This window comes from Paraburkholderia atlantica (genome assembly GCF_009362785.1).
Classification (GTDB): Bacteria; Pseudomonadota; Gammaproteobacteria; order Burkholderiales; family Burkholderiaceae; genus Paraburkholderia; species Paraburkholderia atlantica.
Genome location: NZ_WHNQ01000159.1, coordinates 1 through 1,969, shown reverse-complemented (window position 1 = coordinate 1,969; position 1,969 = coordinate 1). Strand labels below are relative to the sequence as shown.

2 protein-coding genes and 1 pseudogene are annotated in these 1,969 nt (G+C 52.1%); 2 read left to right on the top strand and 1 reads right to left on the bottom strand.

Features of this window, described 5'->3' with window-relative positions; all coding sequences use genetic code 11:
- A partial coding sequence (locus GCT19_RS41775; protein ID WP_152854912.1) for an IS3 family transposase occupies positions 1-258 on the top strand: 258 nt, incomplete at its 5' end.
- Positions 259-728: 470 nt separating this feature from the next.
- Here GCT19_RS41775 and GCT19_RS41765 read toward each other — a convergent pair.
- Positions 729-1,241 carry a hypothetical protein gene (locus GCT19_RS41765; RefSeq protein ID WP_152855071.1) on the bottom strand — a complete coding sequence of 171 codons (513 nt, stop codon included), beginning with the start codon at positions 1,239-1,241 and terminating at the stop codon, positions 729-731.
- 503 nt (positions 1,242-1,744) lie between these two features.
- On the opposite strand from GCT19_RS41765, the pseudogene GCT19_RS41760 reads away from it, so the two are divergent.
- Positions 1,745-1,969, top strand: a pseudogene (locus GCT19_RS41760) (ISL3 family transposase); the annotation flags it as partial.

Below are 1,969 nucleotides of genomic sequence, written 5' to 3'. Positions count from 1 at the left end.
GGCATGCGTTGCTCTATGAGCCGCAAAGGAAATTGCTGGGACAACGCGCCGACGGAGAGCTTCTTCAACAGCCTGAAAAATGAACGGGTTCATGCAGCGCGCTATCGCACGCATCGCGAAGCCGCAGCGGACTTGTTCGAATACATCGAAGTGTTTTACAACCGCAGTCGTCGTCATTCGTCGCTCGGCTTTGTGTCGCCGGCCCAGTTCATGCGAGACTGGCTCGTGGCTCAGCAGGCAACGGATGTAGCTGCATAACCCCGGGCCTCTGGAAGGCGAAAAACAGAGGGAAGGTCAGATTCCGTTTTCCGGAAAAGTCTTATCCATTAAAAACACATGACGTACGGAGGCGAAGTTGTGGCGTAATCGGTAATGTTGTCGATGGCCACGACCGAGATAAGCAGGTCCATTGCGAGTACCATTGCGGCTTTGGAAAGGCGGACTGAGTCAGACAGACTTTCCTATTATTCTGATTGCACTGCCTCGCGTTAAGGGCAGTTCGGGCAACCCAGAAAATTGCTCACGTCAGTCTTCTCATTACAGCGCTCACAAAGATGGCGGGGCGACAGAAGGAGGGCGCACGGATTCATTCTCCGGCCCCAAGGGTTCTCATTTCTGGCATCCGCAGTTGTGAGGCGAATAATAGTCCCAGCCCCCAAAACGACATTCAGTCAGTAATTCGATAAGTTCGTGGAGAGTTGGCGGACGGACGTGCTTTCATGCTCCCGCTAGAGCCTCTTTAGTTCGTCGACTAGCTCATCGACTGTGCGTCGATAAGTTGATGGTGACTTTTCTTTCATGCGTTTGATCGCCTCTACAATTTGCTGGACGGTTGAGGGACTATTATTTTTGAGCTCTTGAATTCCGTCTCTCATGGAGACGAAGCTCTCATAGCCATCGCGACTGGCAGGGGAAAGAGCGCTTCTTTTATGAGGATCAGTGGAATAGAATTCATCGGCCATGGGTGTCAAGACAGCAAGTATTTCTCCGAGCTGATGGCCGTATGAGTATCGCTTTATAATAGCGCGTTCCTTTGCAGGATCTCTCGCGCCCGTAATGTTCAGATTGAATAGTCCGATTTGACCTACCGCCTCGCCCCATGCAGATATCCACTGTGAAACGTCACCGGAAAATGGCAATTGGTTCTGGCTCAAAAGTCTGCGGCCCCATTCGGTCCAATCGGACGCGATCTCGGCTGGCGAGATTGGACGCGGTGGTTCTATTTTCAGTTCCTTGTTCATTTCCGACTCCTTTCGCGACTTCCATGAAATAGTGCCCATGTATGCAATCAGCTCAATCGCAATCAAAAGATGTGTCTGTAGCTTGATGTGACACCGATGGCGTATGCTTTCGGTCCCGGTTTTCTTCGACGATTTCGATCTTCACCGTGTGGCATCGTTCAACTCTACAAAGCTATTTAACTGCCGGCTACCAAAGGCGTCAAGTACAAGTGTTCAATCTCGAAGGCGCGTGAGCTTGGATGCCGTCCACGGATGTCTAACCGTCATTACCGCTCAACTGAGCACTGCGCATAGTCGCCCGGAGATGTGGGCCCCAAGTGCAGTGTAGTCCATTGGAGATATGCTTGCGCTAAGACAAATCAGCTCGCGCAACCTTCGATACGAGTCGATGCCCGTGATGTTTTGGACTGAATTTATCAGCACTGGCTACAAAATATGCCTCTGTTGAATTTCCAGTGGGTGGTATCGTCCCGGTTTCTGCATAATCAAGACGAAGGCAGGTCATGCACAGCAAGCTGTTCGAAGCCGCATTGGGTGTAAGTGATCCGTGGTTCGTGAGCGGCGTCGATTTCGACGCGGCCACCAAGCTGCTGACGATCCAGATCGACTTCACTGCCGGAAGCCGCTTCGCGCATCCTGAGGTGGCCGGCGCGCATCCCGTGCATGACACTATCGTCAAGCGTTACCGGCACCTGAACTTTTTCCAGCATGACTGCTACCTCGAAGTG